This is a genomic window from Shewanella sp. CG12_big_fil_rev_8_21_14_0_65_47_15, from assembly GCF_002783505.1.
GTDB lineage: Bacteria > Pseudomonadota > Gammaproteobacteria > Enterobacterales > Shewanellaceae > Shewanella.
Map to the genome: position 1 here is coordinate 1 of NZ_PFGL01000048.1, position 16,045 is coordinate 16,045.

Consider the following 16,045-nt stretch of genomic DNA (forward strand, 5'->3'; position numbering starts at 1 on the left):
TATAGCCTTTTTTATCAAGGCGAATGGCTCTGCCAGTCCAATCAATAAGTTCGAGATAATCAGCAAAATGAAACGGAATGCCCGTTTGTTCATTCAGGTGTGCTGCACCATCGAATTGGACGAGTGACTTGTGGGGAATATAAGCTTCATTAGTTGAGAAGTCAGTTTGTGGCACAGGGAGGGTTAATGGATGATTTGGGGAATTTAGCGAGTTAATTCGCTCCTGAATCGATGTAAAATCAGAGGATTGCAAAGAATCGGCAATACCTGCTCGAATGGGATTTAAATCCACATACATCATACAGGCCAGTAGTGCTTGCTCATCTAACAGCGCTTGTGATTTAAAACGACCTTCCCAAAACGCGCCTTTACACTTATCTTCTCGATTAGCCTTGCGGGCAATTTCTTCGTTTAAACAGCGCATAAACCAGGAGATGCTACTCAATCGCTCATGCCATTCGGTAATTAACCCATCAAGTAACACACGTTCGCCGTCGATTAAAGCATCACCATTCATATACTTAGTGGCAATTACATGGCCTTTAGTGATTTGGCACCAACGGCTGATAATATCTTTTTGCGTTAACGATTTGGCCTTGTCGACATCAATTTTAAGCACCAAATGATAGTGATTGCTCATCACCGCGTAAGCGCAAATATCGATACAAAATATCGCGGACAAGGTTTTGATTTTATCAACAATCCAACCGCGTCGATGCTCGTAACTGCGCCCCGTGAGTTTATCCTCTCCACATAAAAAAGCCCTTCTAACACAGCGATTTATCACATGATAGAATGGCGTTGCATTAGCATCAATTAGCTGTCTTCTGGCCGAAGTCATAGCAAACTCCACACAGACAAAATCAGGATAATTTAAAGCCTAGTTGAAGGTGCTGAAAAACACAAAAAGATATGCCTGTCCTCTCTATTTCCTGTCCTCGCTTTCCTATTTGCTATCAATCCACAATAATTTTTATTGTTTGGAGACCACAGGTGAGGATGGCGAAAGTGAATTAAACGGTTATGAGATTGTTGAAGAAAACACAGAAAAACTAGGAAAAGACTTATCTAAGTTACACCTGCCATACCTTGTATCAAAACTGCGTGAAATACTGTCTACTCAGGAGATAGCAGCCTACACCATACTTTTGGCATTGGGTGTGCAAAAGGTGTAGATGATCACTCAAACTTCTGGGAAAAGCTTCTCGCCAACCTATCAGAAATCCCGTTGGAGAAGCAGACAATCAATGTACTGCGCGGGTTTATTCGCCACCTAAGCAGAATCAAGCCTGAGCTAACTAACTCGATTCTCGATAGTCTGTTGCATGATAAGCGCGCAAACAAATTGTTCCCTTATATACAGTTCTGCGCAACTCTCGATACCACTGCTGTAACTAGGCTAATACTGGCTATTGAAATGCAGCAATCGCCAATTCATTTTTACCAATCTCTTGGGTATGGAAGAGTCCATGAAGCACTTTCTGATAACGATCTTGGTAAAATACTGAGTCTAATCAACAGGCAACCTGATGGTGTAATGGTTTCAATTGAAATCCTGTCTATGAGATTCCACGGTTTAAGAGCTGAAAATGCATATGCTCCTTCAAATGAAATAAAAGAACTAGCTCAGCAAACCTTCCTCCTTGCTGACTTCTCAAAAGAAAATTTCAATGGCCATAAAGATCACGCGATGCATATTGTGGCGAGAGTTGCCCTTACAACCCCAAATAACTATGAAGCAACTCGTATAATTCTCGAACGTATGATTGAGCAACAACCTCTATTTAACATTGGGAATCATCTTCCTAAGACAATGGATGTATTAATGAAGTCCAATCCTAAGGCAGTTCTTGACAGCTTACTCGATGAAGAAGGGAATTGTCAGGAACGTGCAGTCACATTTTTTAAATGCAACCAAACACCATCAATACCACTTGAACTTATTTCTGAATGGTGTGGAAGTAACCCATCAAAACGATGCCCTATCGTTGCCGAGATCATATCGCCGTATAGAAAAGAAAGCGAAGTGTACCAACTGAGCAAAGAAGCGAGATTGCTTTTGGACATCAGCCCCAATACCGTAGAGGTACTGGAAAAAATGGATATAACCCGCAGACCTAGCGTGATTTCTGGGTCGCATGCGAATTTCCTTGAGGCTCGCCTCAGCATATATGTTGAATTAGAAAATTTTGGCGATTCAAAAGTTCAGCAATGGGCTAGTTTAAAGAAAGCGTCTTTACGAAGCTGGATAGGCGCAGAACGAAAATGGGAAGAAGAACGAGCTCGAAATACAGATGAAAGATTTGAATAGTGATGTTTCGCCAAGTATTTGAGTTGTGTTATTCATAATACTAGCTTAGGTCTGAGCTCGTACTGAATAACCACCGTTACTCTACTCACTTTGTGCATTACTAAAGTTTGGTCAACGAGATGTATCACAAGATCTAAATGATGGTTGTTTCTATCCTGCAATGGAGCAATAGCTTTTTAGCTGAACGAACAGCTAGAGGGTTAGTGGGGATTGGCATTGTTGCAACTGTGACCGTTGGCGACATGGATGTCGCCGTCGAGCCCTCAGGGACGAGTTTATGGCGAGTCACAGGGGAAACAATGACAATTCATGCTGCAAACTGACGATAAAGTTATCTTGCTTTGGGGCAATAGCTTTTTAGCTGAACGAACAGCTAAAGGGCTAGTGAGGATTGGCATTGTTGCACCAGTGACTTTCTAAAACATGGATGTTTTAGTAGAGTTCTTAGGGACGCTTCTTGTTAAATAAAGGGACGGCGTGTCACTAGGGAGATAGTGGCTATCAATGCCGTTCAACTGACGATACCTATATCCCTCGTGGGAGCAACCCAATCAAAACCACCTGCAGTTCTGATCGCATCCAGCTCGCAGAACTGACAGATGACACTTTACCTACTGTGCGCAGGCGGGCAGGTATTCGGATAATTCCAACAGATTACAATCTGGGTCGCGGATATAGACAGAGTTAATCCGGCCTGTGGCGCCGGTTCGTAGCACAGGGCCTTCAATGATTTCAATCTGAAGAGCGTTTAAATGCGCGATCACTTCTTCGATATTGTGGCTGACCACAAAACACAGATCGGCACTGCCGGGCGTGGCGAGGGCGGCTTTAGGTTCAAATTCGGCGCCCACTTGATGGAGATTAATCTTTTGATCGCCAAAACTTAAGGCGATGCGGCCTTGACCAAACACGGACTTTTTCATCCCTAATACGCTTTGATAGAAGGCGACGCTGGCCTCGATATCTTTTACGGTTAAGACCAAATGATCTAAGCGGGTTACGCGCATCTTACTTTCCTTAGAATGGTTCAATGGCTCGGAGATGGCCTGAATTTGAACGCTATTTCTATGCTTGAGACTATAAGTGTCAGATACCTTACATCAAGTGCTGGTGCAAGAGTGACTCTGTGGTAGCATTTAACGCCTTTTGGGCGTAAATATTTTATGCCTTTTTTTATCCCATTGATTAAATGAGACTGCAATGAAGAAAACCTTAGCCCGTGGCTTAATGAACCTGCTGCCCATGGCTTTAAGCCTGTGGTTGTTTTGGTCATTGTTTGTATCTTTAGATGGTTTAGGGATTTTTATTTTAGCGTTGGTAGGGATTAACCAACATTTCGTTGGCGCGGGCTTTATCTTAGTCGTGGCCATAGTGTTTGCGGTGGGCTTGTTGTTTTCGGTGAGTCCCATTGTGTGGCTCTATGGCTGGATTGAACGTCAGTTGATGCGTTTTCCGCTGTTTAAATCTGTTTATGGCAGTATTCGTGATATCGCTTCCTTAATGAATCGTGAGGGCAAAACCAATACTCAGCAAACCGTGTTGGTCAAGCAAGCCAATGGTGGTTATGTGGTGGGTTTTATTATGACGGACACACCGCCTAAGCCCTTGCTCGATGCTTTGCCGGAGGGCGATTGGGTGCCAGTATTATTCCAGTTAAGTTATCAGATGGCGGGGGTGACAAGCCTTGTGAAGCGGGATGATTTGATCCTTGTCGATTGGTCCTTTGAAGAGGCAATGCGCTTTAATTTAACGGCGGGCATTTCACAGACACCCAATTCGGCTGCGGTTAACGCTAAACCAGCTTAACTACTGTTTTGGTATTAAAAGTTAAAATTACCTTCTTTTGTGGTATAATCGCTTGGCGACCATGTTGGTCGCCATTTTTTATACTGATTATTCCAGCTAAACTCAGCATTATGTTGTGGTATTGAACGCCATATGTGCTCTTAGCGTTATCCAGTGTGCTACGCGCAGGTTTTTATCGTTTAAATATCTATACCCAAACAACCTTATTACACGTCTTCGTATATTGAGGTCGGTTGGATATAAGTATGAGATAACAAGGTATTGCAGAGATTAAGCCTTTGTTATTGATGCTTTTGGGTGTGCTTAATACCGCGAGTGTTGGAATGATCGTGAGTTGACCATTTGGCTAAAGCTTAGGAGCTTATGCCGGAGGTCATCCATCGGAAACCTATCACCACTAGGGGTATTCATGTCGATTAAATCGAGTATCAATCCACCGGTATTTTATTCGTCGGTTTTTTTTATCATCTTAATGGTGATGATCTGTGCCATTTGGCCAACCGAGGCCAACTTGTTTTTTAAGTCAATGCAGTCATGGATAGAAGTTAAAGCTGGTTGGCTTTACATTTTGAGCGTTGCTATTTTTATGATTTTCATCATCTTTGTGATGGTAAGTCGCTTTGGTGATATCAAACTCGGGCCAGATCATTCAGTGCCTGACTATAGCTATAAAAGCTGGATTGCCATGCTATTTTCCGCTGGTATGGGCATAGGCTTAATGTTTTTTGGGGTGGCCGAGCCAGTGATGCACTATTTGGCGCCGCCCGATGCCACACCAGAAAGCCTCGCCGCCGCCAAAGAGGCGATGAAGATCACTTTCTTCCATTGGGGGATCCACGCCTGGGCCATTTATGCTGTGGTTGCCCTGAGTCTAGCGTATTTTGCCTATCGCCATAAATTACCCCTATTACCCCGCAGTGCTTTGTATCCCTTAATCGGTGAGCGTATTCATGGACCGATTGGCCATAGTGTCGATACCTTCGCGGTGCTGGGCACTATGTTTGGGGTGGCAACCTCCTTAGGTTTTGGCGTGTTACAGGTCAATTCGGGTCTAAGTTATTTGTTTAAAGGCTTTCCCAATAACACCTTAGTGCAGGTCGCTTTGATTGTTGGTATTACATTACTTGCAACCCTTTCGGTGTTTTCTGGGTTAGATAAGGGCGTTAAACGACTGAGCGAGCTTAACCTTGGGCTAGCGCTTGTCCTACTGCTTATCGTCTTAATCCTTGGCCCAACAGTGATGCTCTTGCAGGCATTTGTGCAAAATACCGGCAGTTATCTAAGTGATATTGTCAATAAAACCTTTAATTTATATGCCTATCAACACAAGGAAGATTGGCTCGGTGGCTGGACTTTACTCTATTGGGGCTGGTGGATTTCCTGGTCACCTTTTGTGAGGACTTTTATTGCGCGAGTCAGCCGTGGCCGTACCATACGTGAGTTTTTAGTAGGTGTATTGTTTGTGCCATCTGCGCTGACCTTCCTGTGGATGACAGTGTTTGGCAACTCCGCCATCGACGCCATTATGAATCAAGGCGCGACTTATTTAGCCGATGCCGTGAATACCGATGTGCCTGTGGCCTTATTTGCATTTTTTGAGCATATGCCTTTTCCGAGCCTATTGTCGGGGATAGGGATTTGTTTAGTGGTGACTTTCTTTGTTACCTCGTCTGATTCGGGATCGCTGGTGATCGATAATCTGACTTCGGGTGGGGATAATCATGCCCCCGTTTGGCAGCGGGTATTTTGGGCCTTACTCCAAGGTGTGGTGGCCTCGGTGCTGTTATTGGCGGGAGGTTTACAGGCGCTGCAGACGGCGGCCATCGCCAGTGCTTTGCCGTTTTTATGTGTGATGTTATTGATGTGTTTGGGGCTTTATAAAGCCTTGAAAGACGATTGGCTGAAGATCAACAGCGTGCAACTCCATACCACCAGTGTGCAGTACGCTAAAACCAATATCAGTTGGGAAGAGCGGATTGAGGTGCTCGTTGCGCACCCAACCGAGGAAGAAGCGCGGATATTTCTTAATAATGTAGCAACACCGGCATTATCTAAGGTGTGCCAGCACTTTATGACTAAGGGCATAGTGGCCGATCTCGAATATTTAGACGGTAAAGTACGGCTAGTGATCAGCAATGAAGTCCACTTGCCCTTTGTATACGGGGTACGTATGCGTTGCTTTGAGATTGTAAATCCCATAGGTGAAGAGTTAGAGCAGGGCAATACCTTGTACTACCGCGCCGAAGTGTACCTAGAGCAGGGCGGCCAGCATTATGATGTGATGGGTTATACCGAGGAGCAGATCCTGGCGGATGTGGTGACCCAGTACGAAAAGTACCTGCACTATTTGCATCTTTCTAATGCCGACCAAGGACATGTCGCATAGACGCTGCGTTTTTTTGCTAAAACGGGACATATTGCCCCAAGCGATAACTCGGATTATCCTTGGGGAAATTATCAGTGGTTGTTTTTAGGTTAGGTATGAGCATGTCAACAAATCAAGGCCAGAGTAAGTTAGACCAAGTGTTAGCCGAGGCGCGGGAATACAAAGCCAAACGCGAGAGCGGCTACCGCGAACAGGCGTTAAAACTGTATCCTTGGGTGTGTGGCCGTTGTACTCGTGAATTCACTCCGAAAAATTTGAGCGAGCTGACCGTTCACCACAGGGACCATAACCACGATAACAATCCATCCGACGGCTCGAACTGGGAATTACTGTGCCTGTATTGTCACGACAATGAACATTCCCGCTTCGAAGAACTGATCCGTTACGGTAACACCACAGAAACGAAGCAAGCGGCGGCGACCTATAATCCCTTTGCCGATTTAAAGGCCATGATGAAAAAATAAACTGGGGTAAGCACTGAGCGTTCTATTATTTTTTAGCTAAGCGCGCCTCGGCTTCTAACCATTTGGCTCGGCTCAGAATATGTTGGTTTTCAATGCCTTCGAAATGCGCCTTGCGGGCCGGAAGTTTATCGATGATTGAATGCTGCTCGGCTTCACTGGCATCGCGCCAGGCAACAATTTCGTCAATATGGCGAAAGCAGCCCATACAATAGTCTTCATCGTTTAAGCCGCAGCGGGCAACGCAGGGTGAAAGCATGGGTATCTTCTTCGTCTATCCCTTGGTGTGCTTTGTTCGCGGCCAATAGCGGGAGTGGTAAAGTTAGGTTAAGGCGCGAAATACTAGCAGATTCTCTGCTAAAGTCAGCAGTTAAAGTCAGCCGTTAAACTCAGCTGTGAAAGTCAGCCTTAGTCTTCTTGAACCATCACACGTATTTTTTATACCGGGCATCTAGTGAATCAAACAAATCCTCAAAATACCTCTAGCCATAAAGAGCAATTTAACCAGATTAATCAATTGCTCGAGCAGAGCCGCCCCCTATGGCAGGTGCGTGCCTTTGAGGCCAACGTCCTGCCATGGCAGGCGGATTTCCCTTATTTAGCACAGCGGCTGTGGGACATCAGTGATGACGATCTCGATAACCTAGATGCCGAGCAAGCTAGGCTAGTCAAAGCCCTATTACCCGCGTTAAATCAAGATCTTCACTCGCTAGGGCTAGATTGGGATCTGTCTTTGTTGACGGCGACTCCTGTGGTAAGCGGCGCGGCATTAGTGCAAACGCCTGAGATGCAATTTGATGGCAGCGCACATTTCAGCGCCAATATTAAGGGGCGTAAGTGGACGCAAATTACCGCCTTTGTCGCGAATATTCCTGATCTTGATTTACCCGTACTGGAGTGGTGCGCGGGCAAGGGCCACCTAGGTCGATTGATTGCTAAGACCCGCGGTGTGGATGTGGTTAGCCTCGAGTGGCAAGCAAAGCTCTGTGAAGAGGGACAGGCGTTTGCGCAGCAATGGCAGTTATCCCAACGTTTTATCTGTGCCGATGCCTTTGCTATTGGAACTGATGCTGGGTTAAATGAGGAGGAGAAAAGCCACCATAGTGCTAATGAAAATCCGTTGACGCGCCAGCAACAGGCGGTTGCGCTCCATGCCTGTGGCGATTTGCATGTGCGTCTGTTGAAACTTGCCACCGAAGCGGGCACGCGGGCGCTGGCAATTTCCCCCTGTTGTTATCATTTAATTCAAGCGAGCCATTATCAGCCGTTATCGACAGTTGCGAAGCAGAGCACACTGAAGCTCAGCCGTCACGACTTGCAGTTGCCGCTGCAGCAGAGTGTGATTGCTAATGCGAAACAACAGGCGCTGCGCCATCAAGAAATCGCTTGGCGCTTAGGTTTTGATGCGTTGCAACGCCAATGTCGACAAATTGATGAATATTTGCCTTTACCCTCATTAAAACAAAGCCAGCTCAGTGGCAGTTTTGCCGATTTTTGCCTGTGGGCTGCGCAGCAAAAATCCGTCCTCATACCGCAACATTGTGATTTTGCGGCTTGGCTCGAACGTGGGCGGCAAAGGCAAAGATTGACTCGGCGTATCGATTTAGTGGCGCATTTATTTCGCAGTCTACTCGAGCGCTGGCTAATCCTCGATCGCTGCTGTTTTTTGCAGGAGCATGGCTATCGGGTTAGTGTGGGCGAATTTTGTGCAAACAGCGTCACGCCGAGAAATGCGCTGATTTTGGCATTAAAATCGGACGATTAAAAAGTAGCGTCTTAAAATGTGCTGTACAGCAATGTTTTTTATGAATTATTTCTGTATTAGTAAATTTGAAATTGATCTTGTCAGCGCCTGTGTCCCTAGGCTGATGTGAGTCAGTGTGAGACAAGTCTTACGCTGAAGATGGTTTTTTATTGAATCATCGGGCTTTTCTTGTTCAAATGTCGCATTAATGACGAATAACAACTGAAAGCTGGCCCTTAAGTCAGCCATTCTAGTGAGCGAATAAAACAGTTTCATGAAATATTCCCGCGTATTTATTAATAGCCTGGCCTATGAACTGGCACCTGTGGTGGTTTCCAGTAGCGAGCTAGAGTCTCGTCTTGCGCCTCTATATCAAAAGTTCCGTATTCCTATGGGACAGTTGGCAGCATTGACTGGCATCACAGAGCGCCGTTGGTGGCCCAAAGGACATCAATTGTCCGACGGGGCGATTAAAGCGGCCCGTAAAGCCATGGTTGAAACGGGAATAGATGTCGCCGATTTAGGGGCTGTGGTGTACACGGGAGTGTGCCGCGATCAGCACGAACCTGCGACGGCATGCCGCATCGCCGCCGAACTTGGCGTGTCAAAGGACACCGCGATTTACGATATCAGTAATGCTTGCCTTGGGGTGCTATCGGGCATTTTAGATATCGCTAACCGGATTGAACTCGGGCAAATCAAGGCGGGTATGGTGGTGTCCTGTGAGTCGGCGCGGGACATTGTCGATGTGACTATCGATAATATGTTGGCCGATCCCACTATGCAGAATTTTGCGCAATCCCTTGCGACCTTAACCGGTGGTTCTGGCGCCGTTGCCGTGATCTTGACCGATGGCAGCTTACCGCTTGCGAATGTGCGTCAACATCAATTACTTGGGGCATCACACCTCTCTGCGCCGCAGCATCACCAGTTGTGCCAGTGGGGGCTGCAGGAAGTCGGCCATAATATTTACCGCGAGTTTATGCGTACCGATGCGGTGACACTCCTCAAAGAAGGGGTCGAGCTGGCGAAACACACTTGGGAGCATTTCCTCGAGCAGCGTAATTGGTTGGTCGAGCAAGTGGATAAGGTGATTTGCCACCAAGTGGGCGCATCGAACCGCAAGCAAGTGTTGAGTGCACTCAATATCCCACCAGAGAAAGAGTTTCCGACCTATCAATTGCTGGGCAATATGGGCACGGTTTCTTTGCCCGTGACCGCCGCCATGGCCCACGATCAGGGATTTTTACGCCCTGGGGATCAGGTGAGCTTTTTAGGTATCGGCAGTGGTTTAAATTGCATGATGTTAGGCATTAAGTGGTAAAGGCGCCTCGCGATTTTACCTGCACTTTTACCTGAATTAGTGTGCCAGTTGCCCTAATCATAGCGCCGATAAGCCTGGGTGGCTCACTCACATAGCTCACTCACAAACTTCTCACTCGCATAAGCTCGAATAAACAAAAGATAGGAAGCGTCATGTTAGACACTCTGTTGCCCTTTAAACGTCATTTTCTGAGCCTTAATGGCAACAAGTTACACTATATCAACGAAGGCCAAGGTGAACCTGTGGTCATGGTTCACGGTAACCCTAGCTGGTCGTTTTATTACCGCAATCTTGTTAGCGCCTTAAAAGACACGCATCAATGCATAGTGCCGGATCATATTGGCTGTGGCCTGTCGGATAAGCCAGATGATAGCGGTTACGATTACACCCTAAAGAATCGTATCGATGATCTCGAAGCCTTACTCGATAGTCTAAATATTAAAGAAAACATTACCTTAGTCGTCCACGACTGGGGTGGCATGATAGGTATGGGTTATGCGGCGCGCTATCCTGAGCGGATTAAACGCCTGGTGATTTTAAATACCGGGGCTTTTCATTTACCCAAAACAAAACTCCTGCCGCTGGCGCTGTGGATCTGCCGTAATACCATGCTCGGTACTGTGTTAGTGCGCGGCTTCAATGCCTTTTCGTCTATCGCCTCCTATGTGGGCGTGAAGCGCCAGCCGATGTCGAAATACATTCGTGAGGCCTATGTTGCACCCTTTAATTCTTGGGCCAATCGTATTTCGACGCTGCGTTTTGTGCAGGATATTCCGCTGAAACAAGGGGACAGAAACTATCAATTAGTCTCTGATATTGCAGCGAGTTTACCTAAATTTGCTAAGGTGCCGACCCTGATCTGTTGGGGCCTCAAGGACTTTGTGTTCGATAAGCACTTTTTAGCCAAATGGCGCGAGCATATGCCCCATGCGACCGTGCATGAATTTGCCGACTGCGGCCACTATATCCTCGAAGATGCCAGCGATGAAGTGATTGCGCATATCAAACACTTTATGGCCGATGATGTGCCTGCAAGGGCGCAATTCGAACAGGTTGCGGGCTAATGTCAGGCTTGCTTGGGGCCGATTTGCCAACCTCGTCCTGTGATGACTCTTCTATATCTATGGTGGGCAATGATGCCAATATTTGCCGTCATCTTAAGCAAGCGGCCCATGTCATTCCCCATCACTTAGCGGTAGCAGTCCAAAAGGCCAAGGGCTCTGGGCTTTTCAATCAAAGCGGCGCCCTTAGCAAGCTAAGTTATCAAGAACTCGATTTTGTCAGTTTAGATAGACAAAGCGATGCCATTGCCTTTGCCCTCAATGCCCATGGTATAAAGCGTGGCATGAAGGCGGTGTTGATGGTGACGCCGAGCCTCGATTTTTTTGCGCTCACCTTCGCACTCTTTAAGGCGGGAATTATCCCCATTCTCGTCGACCCAGGCATGGGGATTAATAACCTTAAGCAGTGCTTTGCCGAAGCCGCCCCCGATGCCTTTATCGGCATCCCTAAGGCCCATATTGCCAGACGATTATTTGGCTGGGGTAAGGGCAGTGTGAAATGCTTGCTCAATGTCGATAGCGGTAAGCCGGGTCTGTCAGCCAAGTTAGCGCAAATGGTGGTGGGCGCACCTAGCTTAGCGTCGCGGCTAAGACGTCCAAGTGGGCTGGGGTGGCCAAGCGAGCAGGTTGAATATCCCATGGTCATGCTAAAACCCGATGAGATGGCGGCGATACTATTTACCAGTGGCAGCACGGGCACTCCAAAGGGCGTGGTCTATAGCCATGGGATGTTTGAGGCGCAAATTCAAGCGTTAAAAAACGATTATGGGATTGCCCATGGTGAGCGCGATCTAGCCACGTTCCCGTTATTTTCCCTCTTTGGCCCGGCACTGGGAATGGCCTCGATTGTGCCTGAAATGGATGCGAGCAAGCCTATTACCGCCAATCCCGAGTTTTTGTTTGCCGCGATTGAGAAATATCAATGCAGCAATATCTTTGTTAATCCGGCTTTACTTGAGCGCTTAGGCCGTGCGGGGGAACTAAAACAGCATAAATTGCCTAGCGTACAGCGGGTGATTTCGGCGGGGGCGCCTGCGACCATCGCCTCTATTGCTCGGTTTAGCAAGATGCTGAGCCAAGGCGTGCCGATTTTAAACTCCTACGGTGCGACCGAATCCTTACCCATTAGCATGATCGCCAGCGAGGCGTTATTTGCCACCACAGAGATTACCGATAACGGGGGTGGCATCTGTGTTGGCCGTGGGATTAAGGGCGTCGATATAGGGATTATCGCGATTTCTGAAGAGATTATCCCTCAATGGGATAATGCCTTACTGCTAAATAACTGTGACATCGGCGAGATAGTCGTGCGGGGGCCTATGGTGAGCCAGTCCTATTATCTAAACGATAGTCAACGGAATAGCGCAACTGCGGCGGCTAAGATTTGGGATCCGGCTACCAATAGCGTTAGACACCGCATGGGCGATCTGGGGTATCTCGATGATCAAGGCCAACTGTGGATGTGCGGTCGCAAGGCCCATAGGGTCGATGCGACCCGTAATGGTCAATTTGCTCAGCGATATTATTCGATCCCCTGTGAGCGCATTTTCAATACCCATCCCAATGTGAAGCGCTCCGCCCTTGTGGGTATAACAGTGGCGAACGAGATAGCGCCGTTAATTTGTATCGAACTCGACCAATCATTGGTGTGCAATAAGAGCCAACAGTTGTATCAAGATTTGATCGCTATCGCCGAACAATTTCCCCAGACTAAGGGCATAAGACGGTTTCTTATCCACCCTGACTTTCCCGTAGATGTGCGGCATAATGCCAAGATTTTTAGAGAAAAATTAGCCATTTGGGCGCAATCACAGACGAAAGGTTGATACCTAAATGACGATAGACTCAATCAAGAGCACGACGCTGGCGCAATTTGATGCGGCTGAACAAACTGCACTCACTCAGCTTGCCATAAAGGTAAGCCATGCTTTTGTCACGGGCGCGGGGGGCTTTTTAGGTAAGGCCATATGTTTAAGATTGTTAGCCGCAGGCATTAAGGTGACGGGCTTTGCCCGTGGAGATTATCCTGAACTTACCTCCCTAGGCGTTGTGATGGTGCAGGGGGATTTAGTCAATAAAGACCAACTGCAACAGGCGATGCAGGGCTGCGATATCGTGTTCCATGTGGCATCAAAAGCCGGCGTTTGGGGGGATAGGGACAGTTATTTTTGCCCGAATGTGAAGGGAACAGCTAATGTGATAGCTGCGTGCAAGGCATTAAAAATTAATAAATTAGTCTATACCAGCACGCCGAGTGTGACCTTTGCTGGACAGGATGAGTCAGGCATCGATGAGTCCACGCCCCATGCGGCTAAGTTTCTCAATTATTACGCCCATTCCAAGTCTATCGCCGAGAAGATGGTGCTCGATGCAAATCAACTAGCTGAGATGCCGCTTGAAAATGTCGATGCTATCCCAGTCGCTATTCCTGCCTCGACTCAAGTTTCTACATCCTATGCATTAAAAACCGTCGCTCTGCGGCCACATTTAATCTGGGGCCCTAATGATCCCCACCTTGTGCCTCGGGTGCTAGCCCGTGGCCGTTTAGGTAGACTTAAGTTAGTGGGACGTGAGGATAAACTGGTCGATACCATCTATATCGATAACGCCGCCTATGCCCATACACTTGCGGCACTCGCACTCTGTGAGCCCCAGTCCAAGTGTCAGGGGAAAGCCTATTTTTTGAGTAACGATGAGCCTATCACTATGGCTAAGATGCTCAATCTCATTTTGGCCTGCGATGCTTTACCACCAGTCACTCAACGGGTTTCTCAATCTGTGGCTTATATTGTGGGGGCAGTCCTCGAGGGCGTATATCTTCTGTTTAAAAAACAACAGGAACCGCTAATGACACGCTTTGTGGCTCGTCAGCTATCCTGCAGCCATTATTTTGATATTAGCGCCGCTAAACAGGATTTAGGCTATCGTCCGCTGATCTCTATCGCTGAAGGGATGACAAGGCTTAAAGCATCACTTTAGTGTGTTCGGCATAAAATGTGCCGGCTCTTATTGCCATAAGTTAATTGGGGATGTATGGGTTGCGGTGATTGTAAAACGTCGATTTTCAGGCAAAAAATGGGTCGCTGTAAACGCTGTATGTGGCAGCTTACGGTTTTGTCGGCCATAGGCTGGCCGCTATGGTGGTTTCTTTATTGGGAAACTCCGCGGCAAGTCGACTCCATCGCATTATTGTTTTTCTGCTCGACCTTTACTGGCTTGTTGTTACTGCATCTTGTTGTGTTAGCTGTGCGTCGGATCCAAGGACGCAAATAGACCCCCTCCTTAACATGCCGTCCGTTTAAGTTTAGCCTGCCCACGCATTTCATTATCCTTGATAGTGGCGAGTGGTTGCCATTGGTCACATTTCTGTTTGGTATTTTATGCCATTTTAGCGCTGGGAATTTTTCATAAGGGAATACCTTGATTGTACTTGCACCCTTATCGGGGTAGTTTAAGGGGCAAATGATCATTCATATGATTAACAAGGAATTTCGGCAGTGGACAATATCAAGATAAAGGATTTGACAGCGTTAAACCTATTAAGGCGAGGCCAGTTGAAGCGGTTTTCAGGAAAGCGCGTTTTCAACACTGTGCTAATCGTATTCTGTTTAATGGTGGGAGCGGTAAGCGGTCTCACTGCGGCGCAGGACCCTCTTCCTAGAATAGATGCCTTAAACCCAGTTCAACCTAAATGAATTTTAAGCTGGCATTTTAGTTGTTTTATGCTGTTTCACTGTTCTTGGTTTAAGTCGGCAGTAAGATCTCCCACTGCGATTAGGCCGAAATTTGTCGGCATTTTAGTTTTTAAGGAGTGACATGGTGCTTTTTACCACCTTATTTGTGGGCTACCCAGTTTGGGTTTGGTTAATGTTCTTTGGCTTTGTATTAGCCCTGCTGGCCTTTGATTTAGGTGTATTGCATAAGGATCAACATGAAATCACTGTCTCTGAAAGCTTAAAACTCTCAGCGTTTTATATTTGCATGGCGATGTTATTTGGCGTTTGGCTTTGGTGGTATCGGGGACCCACGGCGGGGATGGAATACCTGACGGGTTATCTGATTGAAAAGTCACTGTCTATGGATAATATATTTGTTATCGCACTTATTTTCAGTAGCTTAGGTATTCCACGCCTATATCAACATCGAGTGCTGTTCTGGGGCATTATCGGCGTGATTGTGTTACGCGCCATCATGATTGGCCTCGGGGCCGTACTTGTGGCCAAGTATCAAGGCGTTCTGGTGTTGTTTGGCTTGTTCTTGATTTTCACCGGCGTGAAGATGTTGTTCTCGCAGGAGGAACATAGAGATATTCAAGATAATAAGCTGTACAAGTGGTTACGCACTAGAATGCGTTTTACGCCAACTCTGCATGGGGAAAAATTTGGGGTACGTGGCGAGGATCACCAGCTAAGTAAGGGCTGGTGGGCGACACCGTTATTTTTGGCGTTAATTCTGATTGAAACCGCGGATTTAGTCTTTGCAGTTGACAGTATTCCGGCAATATTTGCCATCACTCAAGACCCTTTTATTATCTATACCTCTAATATCTTCGCCATTCTGGGCCTGCGAGCATTGTACTTTGCCTTAGCGGCCATGGTGCATCGTTTCGAGTACCTTAAATATGCCCTGTCAGTGGTGTTGATCTTTATCGGTACTAAGGTCGGTTTAGTGTATTTCTATCATATAGGGTTAGTGGGCTTTACCATCCCAACGGCACTTTCCTTAGGGGTGACCTTTGGCCTGTTAGTCGCAGGAGTACTCTATTCACTTTGGAAAACCCGTGGGCAAGAAGCCGAAAAGTAAAGCGACTTAACTATTACGCTTATACGCTATACGCTTAAATAAAAAATTACGCTTAAATAAAAATTTAAAAATTAGGCTATGCTTGAATACGATTGATATAAATGGTACTGCCATTTATGTCGAACTCAGGGGATTTTTTAGATTAACCT

Annotated in this window: 15 protein-coding genes; 12 read left to right on the forward strand and 3 right to left on the reverse strand. The window is 46.7% G+C overall.

Features of this window, described 5'->3' with window-relative positions; translation table 11 throughout:
• A partial coding sequence (locus COW15_RS13125; RefSeq protein ID WP_293632977.1) for a transposase occupies positions 1-841 on the reverse strand: 841 nt, incomplete at its 3' end.
• A gap of 387 nt (positions 842-1,228) precedes the next feature.
• Here COW15_RS13125 and COW15_RS13130 point away from each other — a divergent pair.
• Complete coding sequence (locus tag COW15_RS13130) at positions 1,229-2,311, forward strand: hypothetical protein (protein WP_293632978.1); 1,083 nt, start codon at positions 1,229-1,231, stop codon at positions 2,309-2,311.
• A 137-nt stretch (positions 2,312-2,448) separates the two neighbouring features.
• Positions 2,449-2,634 (forward strand): hypothetical protein, encoded by a 186-nt coding sequence (locus COW15_RS13135; RefSeq protein WP_293632979.1) that lies wholly within the window; start codon positions 2,449-2,451, stop codon positions 2,632-2,634.
• Between the two features lie 288 nt (positions 2,635-2,922).
• Here the strand turns inward: COW15_RS13135 and COW15_RS13140 are convergent, their stop codons facing one another.
• Positions 2,923-3,318 carry a VOC family protein gene (locus COW15_RS13140; protein WP_293632980.1) on the reverse strand — a complete coding sequence of 132 codons (396 nt, stop codon included), beginning with the start codon at positions 3,316-3,318 and terminating at the stop codon, positions 2,923-2,925.
• Between the two features lie 193 nt (positions 3,319-3,511).
• Here COW15_RS13140 and COW15_RS13145 point away from each other — a divergent pair, with 193 nt between their 5' ends.
• The 3 genes from COW15_RS13145 (at position 3,512) to COW15_RS13155 (ending at position 6,967) form a co-directional block, all read left to right on the forward strand.
• Complete coding sequence (locus tag COW15_RS13145; protein ID WP_293632981.1) at positions 3,512-4,117, forward strand: DUF502 domain-containing protein; 606 nt, start codon at positions 3,512-3,514, stop codon at positions 4,115-4,117.
• Between the two features lie 409 nt (positions 4,118-4,526).
• Positions 4,527-6,503 (forward strand): BCCT family transporter, encoded by a 1,977-nt coding sequence (locus COW15_RS13150; protein WP_293632982.1) that lies wholly within the window; start codon positions 4,527-4,529, stop codon positions 6,501-6,503.
• 101 nt (positions 6,504-6,604) lie between these two features.
• Complete coding sequence (locus COW15_RS13155) at positions 6,605-6,967, forward strand: YajD family HNH nuclease (protein WP_007647030.1); 363 nt, start codon at positions 6,605-6,607, stop codon at positions 6,965-6,967.
• Between the two features lie 25 nt (positions 6,968-6,992).
• On the opposite strand, the gene COW15_RS13160 is transcribed toward COW15_RS13155, so the two are convergent.
• Positions 6,993-7,223 carry a DUF1289 domain-containing protein gene (locus COW15_RS13160; RefSeq protein WP_293632983.1) on the reverse strand — a complete coding sequence of 77 codons (231 nt, stop codon included), beginning with the start codon at positions 7,221-7,223 and terminating at the stop codon, positions 6,993-6,995.
• Positions 7,224-7,418: 195 nt separating this feature from the next.
• Here COW15_RS13160 and COW15_RS13165 point away from each other — a divergent pair, with 195 nt between their 5' ends.
• The 7 genes from COW15_RS13165 to COW15_RS13195 all read left to right on the forward strand — a co-directional run bounded on the left by COW15_RS13165 (position 7,419) and on the right by COW15_RS13195 (position 15,896).
• A complete protein-coding gene (locus tag COW15_RS13165) occupies positions 7,419-8,729 on the forward strand; it encodes a methyltransferase (protein WP_293632984.1) in 1,311 nt (436 codons plus the stop codon).
• A gap of 253 nt (positions 8,730-8,982) precedes the next feature.
• Positions 8,983-10,032, forward strand: coding sequence for a 3-oxoacyl-ACP synthase III (locus COW15_RS13170; RefSeq protein ID WP_198782951.1), 1,050 nt, complete (start codon positions 8,983-8,985; stop codon positions 10,030-10,032).
• A gap of 152 nt (positions 10,033-10,184) precedes the next feature.
• Positions 10,185-11,096 carry an alpha/beta fold hydrolase gene (locus COW15_RS13175; protein ID WP_293632985.1) on the forward strand — a complete coding sequence of 304 codons (912 nt, stop codon included), beginning with the start codon at positions 10,185-10,187 and terminating at the stop codon, positions 11,094-11,096.
• On the forward strand, positions 11,096-12,919 hold the full coding sequence (oleC, locus tag COW15_RS13180; protein ID WP_293632986.1) for an olefin beta-lactone synthetase: 1,824 nt from the start codon (positions 11,096-11,098) through the stop codon (positions 12,917-12,919). The genes COW15_RS13175 and oleC overlap by 1 nt, the downstream gene beginning before the upstream one ends.
• 7 nt (positions 12,920-12,926) lie before the next feature.
• Positions 12,927-14,072 (forward strand): 2-alkyl-3-oxoalkanoate reductase, encoded by a 1,146-nt coding sequence (oleD, locus tag COW15_RS13185; protein WP_293632987.1) that lies wholly within the window; start codon positions 12,927-12,929, stop codon positions 14,070-14,072.
• Positions 14,073-14,126: 54 nt separating this feature from the next.
• The gene (locus COW15_RS13190) at positions 14,127-14,366 is read left to right on the forward strand and encodes a DUF3624 domain-containing protein (RefSeq protein WP_293632988.1); all 240 of its coding nucleotides are present in this window, start codon (positions 14,127-14,129) and stop codon (positions 14,364-14,366) included.
• A 543-nt stretch (positions 14,367-14,909) separates the two neighbouring features.
• Complete coding sequence (locus tag COW15_RS13195) at positions 14,910-15,896, forward strand: TerC family protein (RefSeq protein WP_293632989.1); 987 nt, start codon at positions 14,910-14,912, stop codon at positions 15,894-15,896.
• Positions 15,897-16,045 lie beyond the last annotated feature (149 nt).

What these genes read in the sequence shown, in the direction of transcription:
- COW15_RS13155 (WP_007647030.1), top strand. Translation starts at nt 6,605, where the DNA reads ATGTCAACAAATCAAGGCCAGAGTAAGTTAGACCAAGTGTTAGCCGAG.
- COW15_RS13145 (WP_293632981.1), top strand. Translation starts at nt 3,512, where the DNA reads ATGAAGAAAACCTTAGCCCGTGGCTTAATGAACCTGCTGCCCATGGCT.
- COW15_RS13195 (WP_293632989.1), top strand. Translation starts at nt 14,910, where the DNA reads ATGGTGCTTTTTACCACCTTATTTGTGGGCTACCCAGTTTGGGTTTGG.
- COW15_RS13140 (WP_293632980.1), bottom strand. Translation starts at nt 3,318, where the DNA reads ATGCGCGTAACCCGCTTAGATCATTTGGTCTTAACCGTAAAAGATATC.
- COW15_RS13160 (WP_293632983.1), bottom strand. Translation starts at nt 7,223, where the DNA reads ATGCTTTCACCCTGCGTTGCCCGCTGCGGCTTAAACGATGAAGACTAT.
- COW15_RS13170 (WP_198782951.1), top strand. Translation starts at nt 8,983, where the DNA reads ATGAAATATTCCCGCGTATTTATTAATAGCCTGGCCTATGAACTGGCA.
- oleC (WP_293632986.1), top strand. Translation starts at nt 11,096, where the DNA reads ATGTCAGGCTTGCTTGGGGCCGATTTGCCAACCTCGTCCTGTGATGAC.
- COW15_RS13150 (WP_293632982.1), top strand. Translation starts at nt 4,527, where the DNA reads ATGTCGATTAAATCGAGTATCAATCCACCGGTATTTTATTCGTCGGTT.
- COW15_RS13175 (WP_293632985.1), top strand. Translation starts at nt 10,185, where the DNA reads ATGTTAGACACTCTGTTGCCCTTTAAACGTCATTTTCTGAGCCTTAAT.
- COW15_RS13190 (WP_293632988.1), top strand. Translation starts at nt 14,127, where the DNA reads ATGGGTTGCGGTGATTGTAAAACGTCGATTTTCAGGCAAAAAATGGGT.
- oleD (WP_293632987.1), top strand. Translation starts at nt 12,927, where the DNA reads ATGACGATAGACTCAATCAAGAGCACGACGCTGGCGCAATTTGATGCG.
- COW15_RS13135 (WP_293632979.1), top strand. Translation starts at nt 2,449, where the DNA reads ATGATGGTTGTTTCTATCCTGCAATGGAGCAATAGCTTTTTAGCTGAA.